This is a genomic window from Klebsiella sp. S69 (assembly GCF_016516145.1).
Taxonomy (GTDB): domain Bacteria; phylum Pseudomonadota; class Gammaproteobacteria; order Enterobacterales; family Enterobacteriaceae; genus Klebsiella; species Klebsiella oxytoca.
The window spans coordinates 1-265 of sequence record NZ_JACVUU010000108.1 but is presented as its reverse complement, the minus strand read 5'-3'; the positions used below and the strand labels follow the sequence as shown (position 1 = coordinate 265).

The window sequence follows — 265 nt, the reverse complement described above, 5'->3', positions numbered from 1 at the left end:
CTGCTGTTACGGTGTGCCAACGAAATGGAAACCGGGAATGACGGTGAAAGTTGAGTGGGAAACCGGTGTGGGAGGGTCTAAAGGTTTTCCTGGATTTGCTAATACAGATAAGTACTTAGAATGGGAAAAAAAAATCAAAGCTCAAAACCGGAAACATAGCCAGACAGTATCTGTTCCCGATTATACCGGGCAAAAAACCTGCGGAATAAAGGTCCACTTTTTACCCTGCGATCAAATAAAAGTCACCACCAGTTGCTACGACTAC

Annotated in this window: 1 protein-coding gene; it reads left to right on the top strand. The window is 44.2% G+C overall.

Annotated features, from left to right (window positions below; translation table 11 throughout):
* Positions 1–265 (top strand): DUF3304 domain-containing protein (locus IAE27_RS29435; RefSeq protein WP_200093445.1); only part of this gene is annotated, 265 nt, incomplete at both ends.